Origin of the sequence: Streptomyces sp. NPDC127068 (assembly GCF_042724695.1) — a bacterium.
Lineage (GTDB): Bacteria > Actinomycetota > Actinomycetes > Streptomycetales > Streptomycetaceae > Streptomyces.
Window position 1 is genome coordinate 159,005 of record NZ_JBHXEN010000002.1, and the last position, 16,604, is coordinate 175,608.

The 16,604-nt window shown below is 74.9% G+C and carries 2 protein-coding genes; both read left to right on the plus strand.

Annotation, left to right across the window (positions count from 1 at the left end; translation table 11 throughout):
* Positions 1 to 13: 13 nt before the first annotated feature.
* A complete protein-coding gene (locus ACFWIA_RS01915; protein WP_386999404.1) occupies positions 14 to 14,782 on the plus strand; it encodes a type I polyketide synthase in 14,769 nt (4,922 codons plus the stop codon).
* Positions 14,783 to 16,604: type I polyketide synthase (locus tag ACFWIA_RS01920; RefSeq protein ID WP_386999406.1), on the plus strand; the 1,822-nt coding region annotated here is incomplete at its 3' end. It abuts the gene before it with no gap.

Sequence of the window (16,604 nt, forward strand, 5' to 3'; positions counted from 1 at the left end):
GGAGCAACGACAGATGCCGAACGAGGACAAGCTCCTTGAGTACCTGCGCCGTGCGACCGCCGACCTCGGCCAGGCCCGCCGCCAGCTGCGCGAGGAGCAGGACACCCGCCACGAGCCCATCGCCGTGGTGGCCATGAGCTGCCGCTTCCCCGGCGGCGCCGACTCGCCGGAGCGGCTCTGGGACCTGGTGCACGACGGCATCGACGCGATCACCGAATGGCCGCGCAACCGCGGCTGGGACGTCGACGGGCTCTACCACCCCGACCCGGACCACCCGGGCACCTCGTACACGCGGGGCGGTGGATTCCTCGACGACGCGGGCGAGTTCGACCCGGCGTTCTTCGGCATCTCGCCGCGCGAGGCGCTCGCCATGGACCCGCAGCAGCGGCTGGTCCTGGAAACCGCGTGGGAGACGCTGGAACGCGCCGGCATCGTGCCGGCCGCACTGCGGGGCAGCGCCACCGGCGTCTTCGTCGGCTCGATGATGAGCGGCTACGGCGCCGGCTGCGCCCGGGTCCCCGAGGTGGAGGGCCTGCTCCACACCGGCACCACCAGCAGCGTCATCTCCGGCCGGCTGTCCTACGTGCTCGGCCTGTCCGGGCCGGCGCTGACCGTGGACACCGCCTGCTCCTCCTCGCTGGTCGCCCTGCACCTGGCCGTCCGGTCGCTGCGGGCGGGGGAGTGCTCCCTCGCGCTGACCGGCGGTGCCACCATCACCGCGGACCCCGATGCGTACGTGTCGTTCAGTCGACAGCGGGCCCTCGCCCCCGACGGGCGCTGCAAGGCCTACGCGGGCGCCGCCGACGGCACCATCTGGTCCGAGGGCGTCGGCATGATCCTCCTCGAACGGCTCTCCGACGCGGTGGCGAACGGCCATCAGGTGCTGGCCGTGATCCGTGGTTCGGCGGTGAACCAGGACGGTGCGTCGAACGGTTTGACGGCGCCGAACGGTCCGGCGCAGCAGCGGGTGATCCGGGCGGCGTTGGCGGACGCGCGGCTGTCGACGGCGGACGTGGACCTGGTGGAGGGCCACGGCACCGGCACCTCGTTGGGTGATCCGATCGAGGCGCAGGCGTTGTTGGCGACCTATGGCCAGGACCGTGCGGTGGAGCGGCCGTTGTGGTTGGGGTCGTTGAAGTCGAACGTGGGGCACACCTCGGCAGCCGCTGGTGTGGGTGGGGTGATCAAGATGGTGGAGGCGTTGCGGCACGGGGTGATGCCGGCGACGCTGCACGTGGACGAGCCCACCCCCCAGGTCGACTGGACCTCCGGCGCGGTACGGGTGCTGACCGAACGGCGCGACTGGACACCGGTGAACCGGGCGCGCCGGGCGGCGGTCTCCGCGTTCGGCGTCAGCGGCACCAATGCGCACGTCGTCCTGGAACAGGCACCCGAAGCCGAAACCCCGACCGGGGAACCGGCCGCACCGGTGACCGGAGCCCTGCCGTACGTCGTCTCCGCGCGCACCGAGGAAGCCCTGAGCGCCCAGGCGCGCGCCCTGCTCGCCCAGTGGGACCGCACCCCGGTCCAGGACCCCGCCGCGGTGGCCCGGGCCCTGGCCACCACCCGCACCTCCTTCGAACACCGCGCCGTCGTGGTGGCCGCCGACCGTGACGGACTCCGCGAGGGGTTGCGCGCCCTCGCCGCCGACCAGCAGGCCGCCCACCTGGTGCGCGGTACCGCGGTCGCCACCGGTCGGACGGTGTTCGTGTTCCCGGGGCAGGGTGCGCAGTGGGTGGGTATGGCGCGGGAGTTGTGGGAGGAGTCGCCGGTGTTTGCGGCGCGGATGGTGGAGTGTGAGGCGGCTTTGGGGCCGTTTGTGGGGTGGTCGTTGGGTGAGGTGGTGCGGGGGGGTGGTGAGTGGGATCGGGTGGATGTGGTGCAGCCGGTGTTGTTTTCGGTGATGGTGTCGTTGGCGGAGTTGTGGGGTTCGTTTGGTGTGGTGCCGGATGCGGTGGTGGGGCATTCGCAGGGGGAGATTGCGGCTGCGGTGGTGGCGGGTGGTTTGTCGTTGGAGGACGGGGCGCGGGTGGTGGCGTTGCGCAGTCGTGCGCTGCGGGCCCTCGCCGGCCGAGGCGCCATGGCCTCCGTGGCGCTGCCCCGCGAACAGGTCGAGCAGGCGCTCGCCGACCGCCCGGGACAGCTGTCGGTCGCCGCCGTCAACGGTGCCGCCGCCACGGTCGTGGCCGGGGACGTCGCCGCCGTCGACGCACTGATCGCCCGCTACGAGGCCGAGGACGTCCGCGTCCGCCGCATCGACGTCGACTACGCCTCCCACTCCGCACACGTCGAGCAGATCCGGACCGAACTGCTGGACGTGCTCGCCGACATCCGTCCGCGCAGCGGCGAGGTGCCGTTCTTCTCCACCGTGGACGTGTCCTTCACGGACACCGCGGAACTGGACGCCGCCTACTGGTACCGCAACCTGCGCAGCACCGTCCGCTTCGCCGACGCCACCCGCGTACTGCTCGACGAGGGCTACGGGTTCTTCGTCGAGACCAGCCCCCACCCCGTGCTCACCTACGGCATCGCGGAGACCGCCGACGAGGCCGGGATCGACGCCGCCGCCGTCGGCACGCTACGCCGGGACCGCGGCGGCCTCGCCACCTTCCTGACCTCCTTCGGCGAGGCGTACGCCCGCGGACTGGCCCCCGACTGGCGGGCCCTGTTCCCCGACACGGCCACCGGGGCGCCCGCACTGCCCACCTACGCCTTCCAGCGCCGCTGGTACTGGCTCCAGCGCCCGCCCGGTGAAACCGCCGACGCCCCCACCGAGCACCCCGCCGACGCCGTGTTCTGGCAGATCGTCGGCGACAAGGACCTGCCCGCCTTCACCGCCGCCCTCGGCCTGGACGCCGGTGACACCGTGAACGCCGTCCTGCCCGCGCTCGCCGCCTGGCGCCGCCAGCACGAAGCACGGGCCACCGCCGACTCCTGGCGCTACCGCACCGACTGGACGCCGCTCACCGGACGCCCAGGTGCCGCCCCCACCGGCACCTGGCTGCTCGTGACCTCCGCGGCCACCGAGGGCGACCCGCTGCCCGCGGCCTGCGCGGACCTGCTGACCGCCGCCGGTGTCACCGTCGTCCCCGTGCCGCTCGCCGCGACCGACGACGACCGGGCGACGCTCACCGCACGCCTCAGCGCCCTGCTCGCCGAGCAACCCGCACCCGTGAGCGGGGTGCTGTCGCTGCTCGCCCTGGACGAGACGCCGCACCGGCGGGCCGCGCAGATGACCGACGGCACCGCGCTCAGCCTGGTGCTGCTGCAAGCCCTCGGCGACGCCGGCTGCACCGCCCGCCTGTGGTGGGCCACCTCCGGGGCCGTCGACGCCGGCGCCGCCCCGCTCACCAGCCCCGCCCAGAGCCTGATCTGGGGGCTCGGCCGGGTCGCCGCACTGGAACACCCCGAGCGCTGGGGCGGGCTCGTCGACCTGCCCGCCACCCTCGACGAACGCACCGCCGACCGACTGCGGCAGGTCCTCGCCGGACTCGACGACGAGGACCAGGTCGCCGTCCGCAGCACCGGCACCCACGGGCGCCGGCTGGTGCGGTCCGAGCACGGCGACGGCTCCGACGCCCGCCCCTGGAGCCCCGACGGCACCACCCTCATCACCGGCGGCACCGGCGGCGTGGGCCTCCAGGTCGCCCGCTGGCTCGCCGAGCGCGGCGCCCGCCACCTCGTCCTGGTCAGCCGGCGCGCCGACACCGCCGCCGGAGCAGCCGAGTTGGTCACCGAGCTCGCCGAGCGCGGCACCCGGGTCGACCTCGCCCCCTGCGACGTCACCGACCGCGAAGCCCTCGCCGCCCTGGTCGCCGGGGTGCGCCGCGCCGGCGCCGACATCCGTACCGTCATCCACGCCGCCGGCACCGGGGTACTGCTGCCGCTGGCGCAGACGAACCCCGACCACTTCGCCGAAACCCTGCACGCCAAGGTCACCGGAGCCGACAACCTCGACGCCGTCTTCACCGAGCAGGCACCGGACGCCTTCGTCCTGTTCTCCTCCATCTCGGCGATCTGGGGCAGCGGCGAACACGGCGCCTACGCGGCGGCCAACGCCTACCTCGACGGCCTCGCCGAGCAGCGCCGCAGCCGCGGTCTGCCCGCCACCTCCGTGGTGTGGGGCATCTGGGACCCCGCCGACGGCGGCGGCATGGCGGAGAACCTCGCCGAGGAACAACTGCGCAGCCGCGGCGTCCCGTTCATGTCGCCGGCCGTGGCGCTCACCGCGTTCCAGGGCGTGCTCGACCACGACGAGACCGTCACCGCCGTCGCCGCCGTCGACTGGGCGCGCTTCGCCCCGGTCTTCACCTCCGTACGGCCCAGCCCGCTCATCGGTGACCTGCCCGAGGTGCGCCGCGTCCTGGACGCCGCCCAGGAGACGCACGGCGCCGACGAACAGGGCGCCGCCGCGGTCCTGCGCAACCGTCTGCTCGACGCCCCGCCGGCCGACCGCGACCGGATGCTGACCGACCTCGTCCGCGGTCACGCCGCGGACGTCCTCAGTCATGACTCGGCCGCCGCGGTCGACCCCGACCGGGCCTTCCGCGACCTCGGCTTCGACTCGCTGACCGCCGTCGACATGCGCAACCGGCTCAACTCCGCGACCGGACTGCGGCTACCGGTCACCGTCATCTTCGACTACCCCTCGGCAACCGCACTCGGGCGCCACGTCGGTGAACTGCTGCTGGGCTCCACCAGCGCCGCCGCACCGGTGCCCGTCACCGTCGCCACCGACGACGACCCGATCGTCCTCGTCGCCATGGCGTGCCGCTACCCCGGTGGCGTCACCAGCCCGGACGAGCTGTGGGACCTGCTCGTCGCGGGCGGCGACGCCGTCACCGCACTGCCCGCCGACCGCGGCTGGGACCTCGCCTACGACGCCGACCCGGACCGGCCCGGCACCACGTACACCGTGGAGGGCGGCTTCCTGCACGACGCCGCCGCGTTCGACGCGGCGTTCTTCGGCATCTCCCCGCGCGAAGCGCTCGCCATGGACCCCCAGCAACGGCTGCTCCTGGAGATCTCCTGGGAAGCGGTCGAACGCGCCGGGATCAGCCCCGCGGCGCTCCGCGGCAGCCGCACCGGAGTCTTCGCCGGCGGCGCCTACCAGGGGTACGGCGGCCACGCGGTGCCCGAGGAGATCGAGGGCCACCTGATCGCCGGGGTGTCCACCAGCGTCCTGTCCGGCCGGGTCGCCTACAGCCTCGGTCTGGAAGGGCCCGCCGTCACCGTCGACACGGCCTGCTCCTCCTCCCTGGTCGCCCTGCACCTGGCCGCCCAGTCGCTGCGCAGCGGCGAATGCGACCTGGCCCTGGCCGGCGGCGTCACCGTGCTCGGCGCCCCGCTGTCACTGACCGGCTTCAGCCGCCAGCGCGGACTGGCCCGCGACGGCCGCTGCAAGTCCTTCGGCGCCGACGCCGACGGCTTCGGCATCGCCGAGGGCGCCGGCGTGCTGGTCCTGGAACGCCTGTCCGACGCCCGCCGCCACGGCCACCCCGTACTCGCGGTCATCCGGGGCTCCGCGGTCAACCAGGACGGCGCCAGCAACGGCCTCACCGCCCCCAACGGCCTCGCCCAGCAACGGGTCATCCGCAGCGCCCTCGCCGCCGCCGGCCTCGCCGCGGCCGAGGTCGACGTGGTGGAGGCGCACGGCACCGGCACCCGACTCGGCGACCCGATCGAAGTGCAGGCGCTGTTGGCCACGTACGGGCAGGACCGGCCCGCGGACGGGCCGCTGCTCCTGGGCTCCGTCAAGTCGAACATCGGGCACACCCAGGCCGCCTCCGGCGTCGCCGGGATCATCAAGCTCGTCCAGGCGCTCCGGCACGACCTGCTGCCGCGGAGCCTGCACTGCGCGGAGCCGACCCCGGACGTCGACTGGTCCTCCGGCGCCGTCGCCCTGCTGACCGAGGCCCGGCCGTGGACGGCCGAGGACCGCCCCCGCCGCGCGGGCGCCTCCTCCTTCGGCCTCAGCGGCACCAACGCCCACGTCATCATCGAACAGGCACCCGCGGCCGACGCGCCGGACCCGGCCGATGAGCCCGACCCGGCCGCCGGACCCGACCCGGCCGTGGCCTGGCCGCTGTCGGCACGGACCGCGGGCGCCCTGCGCGGCCAGGCCCACCGGCTCGCCGACCACCTCAGCCACCACCCCGAGCTGCGCCCGGCGGACGTCGCCCACTCCCTGCTGCACGACCGGACCACGTTCGAACACCGCGCCGTCGTCGCCGGCCACGACCGCGCCTCCCTGCTCGCCGGCCTGACCGCGCTCGCCCAGGACCGGGCCGCCGACCACCTCGCCCAGGGCCTCGTCGGCGTGCCCGGCCGGACCGTGTTCGTCTTCCCCGGGCAGGGCCCGCAGTGGGCCGGGATGGCCCGCGAACTGCTGGACGAGTCGCCGGTGTTCGCGGAGCGGATGGCCCAGTGCGAGGCGGCACTGGCCCCGCACGTCGACTGGTCGCTCCTGGCCGAGGTGCGCGCGGGCGCCGAGTGGGACCGCGTCGACGTGATCCAACCCGTCCTGTTCTCGGTGATGGTGTCACTGGCCGCGGTGTGGCAGTCCTACGGCGTACGTCCGGACGCCGTCATCGGGCACTCCCAGGGCGAGGTGGCGGCGGCGGTCGTCGCCGGCGCGCTGTCCCTCCAGGACGGCGCACGCCTCATCGCCCTGCGCAGCAAGGCCCTGCTGCCCCTGGTCGGCCACGGCGGGATGCTGTTCGCCGCCACGTCCGTCGACCGGGTCACCGACCACCTCGCACCCTGGGCCGACCGGCTCTCCGTCGCCGCGGTCAACGCCCCCGGCTCCGTCAGCGTCTCCGGCGACCCGGCCGCGCTGCGGGAGCTCGGCGACCGCCTCGCGGACGAGGGCATCATGTGCTGGCCGCTGCCCGGCGTCGACTTCGCCGGCCACTCCCCGCAGGTCGACGCCCTACGGGACGAACTGCGCGCCGCGTTCGCCGAGGTCGTGCCGCGCCCGGCGGACGTCACGTTCTGCTCCACCGTCGCCGGCGCCCCCGTCGACACCACCACCCTCGACGCCGCGTACTGGTACCGCAACCTGCGCGAACCGGTGGCCTTCGGCGCGGCCCTCACCTCGCTGCTCGACACCGGGCACACCGTGTTCGTCGAGATCAGCCCCGATCAGGCTCTCGGCGTCTGGCTCCAACAGGCCCTGGAAGCCGCCGACGTGGACGGCTGCGTCACCGGCACCCTGCGCACCGGGGACGGCGGCCTCGCCCGGATGTTCACCTCGCTGGGCACCCTGCACGCACACGGCGTACCGGTGGACTGGAACGCCGCCCTCACCGGCACGGGGGGCCGCCGCACCGAGCTGCCCACATACGCCTTCGAACACGGCCGCTACTGGATCCAGCCGCCGACCGCCGATGCCGAGGCCGGCCCGTCCGACAACGGCAGCGCGGACCACGGCTTCTGGACGGCGGTGGAGGACGGGGACCTCGCCACCGTCGCGACCACCCTGCAACTCGCCGACGAGCAGGCCCGGCAGTCGCTGGAGGCCGTCCTGCCGGCGCTCTCCTCGTGGCACCGCGACCGCCGCGACCGGGGCACCGTCGACACCTGGCGCTACCGGGTCACCTGGGCGCCGGTCCAAGCCCCCGCCGGGTCCCCGGAGCTGTCCGGCACCTGGTGGCTGGTCGTCCCCGCCGCTGCCGCCGCCGAACCGTTCGTCACCGCCTGCGCCGCCGCCCTGACCCGGCACGGCGCCCGCACCGTCACCGTCCCCGTCGACGCCGATGGCAACGACGACCGCGCGACCCTCGCCGCCGTGCTGTGCGCACACGCTGCCGCGGGCGCCCCCGACGGGGTGCTGTCCCTGCTCGCTCCGACCGCCGCGCCGCACTCCGCGGACGCCGCGCTGCCCGCGGCCCTGGCCCTGACCGCCGCCCTGGTGCAGGCACTCGGCGACGCCGGCGTCACCGCCCCGATGTGGGCCCTCACCACCGAAGCGGTGGCCGTGCACCGCGGTGACCTGGTGACCGGCGCCGAGCAGGCCATGGTCTGGGGCCTCGGCGCGGTGGCGGGCATGGAGTACCCGCAGCGCTGGGCCGGCCTCGTCGACCTGCCCGCGCACCCCGACGACCGGGCCCTGGCCCGGCTGGTGAGCGTGCTCGCCGGCCTCGACGGGGAGGACCAGGTGGCGGTCCGCTCCAGCGGCGTCTTCGCCCGCCGTCTGGTGCACGCCGCCCCCCAGACCGCCCCGGACACCGCACCGGGCTGGGCCCCGGAGGGCACCACCCTGATCACCGGCGGCACCGGCGCCCTCGGCGCGCACGTCGCCCGCTGGCTCGCCCGGGCCGGCGCCCCCCGGATCGTGCTCGCCAGCCGCACGGGCCCGGACGCCCCCGGCGTGGCCGACCTGCTCGCCGAGCTGACGGCGCTGGGCACCGAGGCGGTGGCCGTCGCCTGCGACGTCACCGACCGGGCGGAGCTGGCCTCGCTGCTGGGCGAGATGCCCGCCGACCGCCCGCTGCGGGCCGTGGTGCACGCCGCCGGTGTGCTCGACGACGGAGTCCTCGACAACCTCACCCCCGAACGGGCCGTACGGGTCCTCGACCCGAAGGCCCGGGCCGCCACCCACCTCGACGCCCTCACCCGCGACGCCGACCTGACCGCGTTCGTCCTGTTCTCCTCCCTCGCCGCGACCCTGCCGGGCACCGGTCAGGGCAGCTACGCCGCGGCCAACGCCTACCTGGACGCCCTGGCCGAGCAGCGGCGCGCGCGCGGTCTGCCCGCCACCTCCGTCGCCTGGGGCCTGTGGGCCGGCGACAGCGCCGCCGCCTCCTCCCGGGACCGGCTGGTCGGCGCGGGCCTGCGGCCCATGGAACCCGAACTGGCCCTCACCGCCCTCCAGGAGGCGCTCACCGCGGGGGAGACCCGGCTCGTCGTCTCCGGCTTCGACTGGGAGCAGTTCACCCGGGCCTCCGTCACCCTGCGGCCCAACACCACCCTGCGGGACCTGCCCGAGGCCGTGCCGTTCCTGAACTCCGGACTCGGCGACGGCGACGGGGGCGCCTCGTTCGTCGGGCGCCTCACCGCGCTCTCCGCCGCGGAACGCGACGAGGAACTGCACGCCCTGGTGCGCACCCAGGTCGCCCAGACGCTGGGCCACGACGACCCGGCCGCCGTCGAACCCGGGCGCGCGTTCCAGAGCCTCGGCTTCGATTCGCTGACCGCCGTCGACCTGCGCAACCGGATCGCCTCCGCCACCGGGCTGCGGCTGTCGGTGACCCTGGCGTTCGACCACCCCACCGTCACCGCCCTGGTCGGACACCTCAACGAGCTGCTGGGCACGGCCCCCGCGGGCACCGAAGCGGCGCGGCCGACGCCCGTGCCGACCGCCCCGGTGGACGACCCGATCGCCATCGTCGCCATGAGCTGCCGCTACCCCGGGGACGTGGAGTCGCCCGAGGACCTGTGGCGACTGGTCGTCGACGGCACCGACGCGATCTCCCCGTTCCCCGGGGGCCGCGGCTGGGACCTCGACCTGCTGTACTCCGCCGACCCGGAACAACTGGGCACCTCGTACACCCGTGAGGGCGGCTTCCTGCACCGCGCCGACGAGTTCGACCCGGCGTTCTTCGGCATCGCCCCGCGCGAGGCGCTGGCGATCGACCCGCAGCAGCGGCTGCTGCTCGAAATCACCTGGGAGGCGTTCGAGCGGGCCGGGATCGACCCGCTGACCCTCAAGGGCGGTCGGGGCGGCGTCTTCGTCGGCTCCAGCTACCACGACTACGGAGCCAGGGTGCAGCAGCCCTCCGAGGAATTGGAGGGCTACCTCGGCCTCGGGAGCGCCGGCAGCGTCGCTTCCGGTCGGATCGCGTACACGCTGGGGATGGAGGGCCCGGCGATCACCGTGGACACCGCGTGCTCCTCGTCGCTGGTCGCCATCCACCTCGCCGCGCAGGCGCTGCGCGGCGGCGAGTGCACGATCGCGGTCGCCGGCGGGGTCGCCGTGATGTCCACCCCCGGCTCGTTCGTCGAGTTCAGCCGCCAACGCGGACTGAGCACCGACGGCCGGTGCAAGCCGTTCGCCGCCGCCGCGGACGGCACCGCCTGGGCCGAGGGCGCCGGCGTGGTGGTACTCGAACGGCTGTCCGACGCGCGGCGGCACGGTCACCCCGTGCTCGCCCTGGTCCGCGGTTCCGCGGTCAACCAGGACGGCGCCAGCAACGGGCTCACCGCCCCGAACGGCCCCTCGCAGCAGCGCGTCATCGGCCAGGCGCTCACCAATGCGGGACTCACCCCGGCGGACATCGACGCCGTCGAAGCGCACGGCACGGGCACCCGGCTCGGCGACCCGATCGAAGCACAGGCACTGCTCGCGGTGTACGGGCCGGACCGGCCCGCGGACCGACCGCTGCTGCTGGGCTCGCTGAAGTCCAACATCGGCCACGCCCAGGCCGCCGCCGGCATCGGCGGCGTCATCAAGATGGTCGAGGCCATGCGCCACGGCACGCTGCCCCGCACCCTGCACGTGGACCGGCCCACCCCGCTGGTCGACTGGTCGTCCGGCTCCCTGGAACTGGTGACCGAGAACACCGCCTGGCCCGAGACCGGCCGCCCCCGCCGCGCCGCGGTGTCCTCCTTCGGCGTCAGCGGCACCAACGCCCACACCGTCATCGAACACGTCCCCGACGAGACGACGACCCCGGACCGGGGCGCGCACCGGACGGCCCCGTGGCTGATCTCCGCGCGCAGCGACCGGGCCCTGCGCGCCCAGGCCGAGCAACTGCTCGCGTACGCCGTCCGGGAACCCGCCCCGGCCCTCACCGACACCGGGCGGGCCCTCGCGACGACCCGCAGCGCCTTCGAGTACCGGGCGGCCGTGGTGCCCCCGCACCCCGAGGACCGGGAAGCGCTGCTCGCAGGGCTCCGGGCGATCGCCACCGGCGGCACCGCACCGGGCGTCGTACAGGGCCGGCCGACGCAAGGCAGGACGGCCTTCCTCTTCGCCGGGCAGGGCAGCCAGCGGCCGGGCATGGGCCGGGAACTCTACGACGCCCACCCCGTCTTCGCCGACGCGTTCGACACCGTGTGCGCGCACCTCGACGTCCTGCTCGACCACCCCGTCCACGCGGTGGTGTTCGCCGCCGAAGGTTCCCCCGCCGCCGCGCTGCTGGACACCACCGAATACACCCAACCGGCGCTGTTCGCCCTCGAAGTGGCGCTGTTCCGGCTGCTGGAACACTGGGGCGTCACCCCCGGGCTGCTCCTCGGCCACTCGGTCGGCGAGCTCACCGCCGCGCACGTCGCCGGCGTGCTGTCGCTGCCCGACGCGGCCCGGTTGGTGGCCGCCCGCGGTCGCCTCATGCAGAACGCGCCGCAGGGCGGGGCGATGGTCGCCCTGAACGCCTCCCCGGAACGGACCCGGTCCCTACTGGACGGGGTGCCGGGACGCGTCGCCGTCGCCGCCGTCAACGGGCCGGCGTCCACCGTGGTGTCGGGCGACGAGGCGGCCGTGCTCGACGTCGCCGCGCGCTGGCGGGACCTCGGCGGCAAGACCCGCCGGCTCACCGTCAGCCATGCGTTCCACTCGCCGCACATGGACGGCCTGCTCGACGAGTTCCGCCGGGTCGCGGAGGACATCGACTACCGGGCCCCGCGCATTCCGGTCGTGTCGAACCTGACCGGGCGGGTCGCGACTGCCGAAGAACTGACCGACCCCGGCCACTGGGTCGCCCAGGTGCGCGAGGCGGTCCGCTTCCACGACGGCATGCGCGCCCTGGCGGAACAGGGCGCCACCCGCTTCGTCGAGTTGGGCCCCGACCAGTCGCTGACCGCGATGGGCCGCGACTGCCTGGACGACGCCGACCTCGACCCGGGCGCCCTGGTGCCGCTGCTGCGCAAGGACCGCGACGAGACCACCTCGGTGGCCACGGCCCTGGCCCAGCTGCACACCCTCGGCGTCGACGTCCGCTGGGCGGACTTCTTCCCCGCCGCCGGAGGCCACCCGGCACTGCCGACGTACGCCTTCCAGCGCGAGAGCTACTGGCTGGAGGCGAGCGCCGCACCCGTGGACCCGGCGGGCGCCGACCCGTCCGGGTCGGGGCACCCCCTGGTGGGCGCCACCGTGGAACTCCCCGACGGCGAGGGGTTCCTGTTCACCACCCGGCTGTCGACCCGCACCCACCCCTGGCTCGCCGACCACGCGATCCTCGGCACCGCACTGTTCCCGGCGACCGCGTTCGTCGAACTCGCCGTCCACGCCGGCGACCGGGCCGGCTGCGACCGCGTCGAGGAACTGCTCCTGGAAGCACCGCTCGCCCTCGCCCCGCAGGACGTGGTGCAGGTGCAGATCGCGGTCGGCGCACCCGGCGACGACGGGGCGCGCACCTTCACCGTGCACTCGCAGCCCCGGAACGTACCCGACCAGCCGTGGACCCGGCACGTCAGCGGCCTGCTCACCACCGGCGACCCGCTGGACGCCCAGGACCTGACGGCCTGGCCGCCGGCGGACGCCGAGCCGCTGGACGTCGACGGCCTCTACCAGCGCTTCGCCCAGGGCGGCTTCGCCTACGGCCCCGCGTTCCAGGGGCTGCACGCCGCCTGGCGCTGCGGCGAGGAGGTGTACGCCGAAGCCTCCCTGCCGCAGTCCCAGCACACCGACGCCCACCGGTACGCCCTGCACCCGGCCCTGTTGGACAGTGCCCTGCACGCGCTGACCTTCGGCGTGCTCGCCGGCTCGACCGAGAGCTGGCTGCCGTTCTCCTTCAACGGCCTGCGTCTGCACGCGGCCAGCGCCACCTCCCTGCGCATCCGGCTGCGGCCCGTCGGCCGGTCCGCCGTGGAGGTCCTGGCCGCCGACCCCCTCGGCAACCCGGTGGCGTCGATCCGCTCGCTGGAACTGCGGCCCGTCGCCGCGCAGCAGATCGGCGCCGAACGGTCCCGGGGCACGTACGAGGACCTGTTCCGCGTCGAATGGCCCGCCGGGCCCGCCCGGACCGAGACCGCCCCCGACTGGGTGGTGCTCGGCGACGGCGCGGGGTGGGCCGCCGCCGGCCTCACCCGCACCGCCGCCCACCTCACCGAACTCGCCGGATCCGCACCGACGCCGCCCGTGGTGCTGGCGGAGATCCCCACCGTCGCCACCACCGGACGGGACGAACCGACCGCCGTGCGCGAGGCCACCGAGTACGCCCTCGACCTCGTCCAACAGTGGCTGGCCGACGACCGGTTCAACGGCTCCCTGCTGCTGTTCGTGACCCGCGGCGCGGTCGCCGTCACCCCCGAACAGGACGTGCCGGACCTGGCCCACGCCGCGGTGTGGGGCCTGCTGCGCACCGCGCAGACCGAACACCCCGGCCGGTTCGCCGTCGTCGACCTGGACGACAGCACCGCCTCCGTGGCGGCCCTGCCCGGAGCCCTGGCGGCCGGTGAACCCCAACTGGCCCTGCGCGACGGAACGGCCCACCGGGCCCGCCTGGCCAGGGTCCCGCGCACCGAACCCGTCGCAACGGTCTGGGAACGCGGCGGCACCGTCCTGATCACCGGCGGCACCGGAGCGATCGGCCGGCACATCGCCCGCCACCTGGTGGCCGCGCACGGGGTGCGACGCCTGGTGCTCACCAGCCGTCGGGGCCCCGAAGCCGAGGGCGCCGCGGAACTGCGGGCCGAACTCGCCGGCCTCGGCGCCCACCTCGACGTCGTCGCCTGCGACGCCGCGGAGCGCGAACAACTGGCGGCCCTCCTGGCCGACCTGCCCGCACGGCACCCGCTCACCGGAGTGGTGCACATCGCCGGACTGCTCGACGACGGCGTGCTCGGCGCGATGACGCCCGAACGCCTGCACCGGGTGCTGCGCCCGAAGGTGGACGCCGCCGTGCACCTGGACGAACTCACCCGCGACCGGGACCTGTCGGCGTTCGTGCTGTTCTCCTCGATCGCCGGCGTCCTCGGCGGCATGGGCCAGGGCAACTACGCGGCGGCCAACGCCTTCCTCGACGCCCTGGCCCAGCGCCGCCGGGCCCGGGGACTGCCCGCGGCCACCCTCGACTGGGGCCTGTGGGCCACCACCGGCGGAATGAGCGGCGCCCTGGACGAGGCCGACCTGCGGCGCATCGCCCGCGGCGGCATCCTCGCCTTCTCCCCGCAGGACGGCACGGCCCTGTTCGACCTCGCCGTGGCCGCCGACCAACCGGCGGTCCTGCCGGTCCGGCTGGACCTGACGGCGATGGCGGAGAGCGGCTACCCGCCGCTCCTGCGCGGCCTGGTCCGCCCGCCGGCCCGCCGCGAAGCCGGCACCGGCGGCGCCGAGACCCTGGTGCAGCGCCTCGCCGGACAGTCCCCGACCGTCCGCGAGCGCACCCTGCTCGACCTCGTCCGCGTGCAGTCCGCCACCGTGCTCGGCTTCGCCGACCCGGCCGCCGTCGAGGCCGGACGGGGCCTGCTGGAACTCGGCTTCGACTCGCTCACCGCGGTCGAACTGCGCAACCGGCTCAACGCCGCGACGGGACTCCGGCTCCCGGCGACCCTGCTGTTCGACTACCCCACCCCGCAGGCCGTGGCCCGGCACCTGCTCGGCGAGCTGGCCCCGGCGGACGATCCGACGGCCGTCGCCGGGCTCGCCGAGATCGACCGGCTGGAGCAGGCGCTCTCCCTCGCGCCCGCCGCACCCGAGGTCCTGGACCGGCTCCAGGCCCTGTTCGCCAAGCTGCGCGCCGGCGCGGCACCCGACAGCGACCTGTTCGAAGAACGCCTGGACGGGACGAGCGACGACGACCTCTTCGACTTCATCGACAACGAACTCGGCACGTCGTGAGTGCGCACCGAACCGTCCCCACCCGGCTGGCCGAAGGCAGACGATCACGTGAACGATGACAAGCTCCGCGACTACCTCAAGCGGGTCGCGACGGACCTGCACCACACCCGCAAGCGCCTCGCCGAAGTGGAGTCCCGGCACCGGGAGCCCGTCGCCGTCATCGGCATGAGCTGCCGCTACCCGGGCGGGGTGCGGACCCCCGAGGACCTGTGGCGGATGGTCGTCACGGGCACCGACGCCATCACCGGGTTCCCGACCGACCGCGGCTGGGACATCGGGACCCTCTACGACCCCGACCGGGAACGGCCCAACACCACCTACGCGGCCGAGGGCGGTTTCCTCGACGGCGTCGGCGACTTCGACCCGGGCTTCTTCGGGATCTCCCCGCGCGAGGCCCTGGCCATGGACCCGCAGCAACGGCTGCTCCTGGAGACCACCTGGGAGGCGTTCGAACGGGCCGGCATCGACCCGACGACCGTGCGCGGCAGCGACACCGGCGTGTTCGCCGGAGTGATGTACCAGGACTACGCGCTGCGCCTGAACAGCGTCCCCGAGGACGTGCAGGGCTACATCGGCAACGGCATGTCCGACAGCGTGGCCTCGGGACGCATCTCGTACACCTTCGGCCTGGAAGGGCCGGCGGTCACCGTCGACACGGCCTGTTCGTCCTCGCTGATCGCCGTGCACCTGGCCGCGCACGCGCTGCGCCGCCAGGAGTGCTCCCTGGCCCTGGCCGGCGGTGCGATGGTCATGTCGACACCGGCCCCCTTCCTGGAGATGAGCCGGCAGGGCGGACTCGCGGGCGACGGGCGCTGCAAGTCGTTCGCGAACGAGGCCGACGGCACCGGTTGGGGCGAAGGCGTCGGCATGGTGCTGCTGGAACGCCTCTCCGACGCCCGCCGCAACGGCCACCCCGTGCTCGCGGTGGTGCGCGGCAGCGCCGTCAACCAGGACGGGGCGAGCAGCCGGCTCACCGCGCCCAACGGCCCGGCGCAGCAGCGGGTCATCCGCCGCGCCCTCGCCGATGCCCGGCTGGAACCGACGGACGTGGACGTGGTCGAGGCGCACGGCACCGGGACGGCCCTCGGCGACCCGATCGAGGCCCAGGCCCTGCTGGCGACGTACGGCAGCGACCGGCCCGCGGACCGGCCGCTGCTGCTGGGCTCGCTGAAGTCCAACATCGGGCACACCCAGGCCGCCGCCGGCGTCGGCGGCCTGATCAAGATGGTCATGGCGATGCAGCACGGCACCGTGCCGCCCACCCTGCACGCCGCGCACCCGACCAGCCAGGTCGACTGGACCAGTGGCGCCGTGCGGCTGGTCACCCGGCCCGAGGAGTGGCCGCAGAACGGACGGCCCCGGCGGGCCGCGGTCTCCTCCTTCGGCATCAGCGGAACCAACGGGCACGTCATCCTGGAACACGCCGAAGCCGACCCGGCGGAAGGGACCGAGCCCGAGCAGCCCGGCGCGCGGACCGTGCCCGTGCCGTGGCTGCTGTCGGGCCGCGACCGCGACGCCCTGCGGCAGCGGGCCAGGCACCTGCACGAGCACCTCGCCGCCCACCCGGACCTCGACCTCGACGCCACCGCACGGGCCCTGGCGACCACCCGGGCCACGTTCCCCCGGCGCGCCGTCACCCTCGCCGGCGACCGCACCGCCCTGCTGGCCGACCTGGCGGCCCTCGCCGACGACCTGCCCTCGCCCACCCTGGTCCGCGGCGGCGAACTCGCCACCGGTCGGACGGTGTTCGTGTTCCCGGGGCAGGGTGCGCAGTGGGTGGGTATGGCGCGGGAGTTGTGGGAGGAGTCGCCGGTGTTTGCGG

Coding starts and splice junctions, on each gene's coding strand:
- ACFWIA_RS01915 (WP_386999404.1), top strand. CDS start 14: ATGCCGAACGAGGACAAGCTCCTTGAGTACCTGCGCCGTGCGACCGCC.